1 protein-coding gene is annotated in these 279 nt (G+C 66.3%); it reads right to left on the bottom strand.

Features of this window, described 5'->3' with window-relative positions:
• On the bottom strand, nt 1–279 hold a 279-nt coding region (locus JNK74_30015), incomplete at both ends, for a hypothetical protein (protein MBL7650406.1).

Here is a 279-nt window from a genome sequence, read left to right as displayed (position 1 = left end):
AGCTGAGCCAGCGCCCGGCCTTCCCGGGCGAAACGATCCTCGAAGTCCGAGTCGGCATCTGCCCGCACCCAGAGGATCTTCAGAGCGACCTTCCTGTTGAGGCCCTTCTGACGCGCTTCGTAGACAGCGCCCATGCCGCCCTGGCCGATGAGCCGCAGGATTTCGAGTTGGGGGAAGAGGGGTTGGAGTTCCTCCGGAGTAGGCGGGGGAACGGCGGGCTCATCGGGGCCCGTAACGAAATGCTGCGGGGCATCGACGCCGAGTGCCGCGAGGCACTTG

The sequence above is a fragment of the Candidatus Hydrogenedentota bacterium genome, from assembly GCA_016791475.1.
GTDB lineage: Bacteria > Hydrogenedentota > Hydrogenedentia > Hydrogenedentales > JAEUWI01 > JAEUWI01.
Note: the sequence above shows the minus strand (reverse complement) of the source record. Positions and strands in the feature narration are given on the sequence as shown.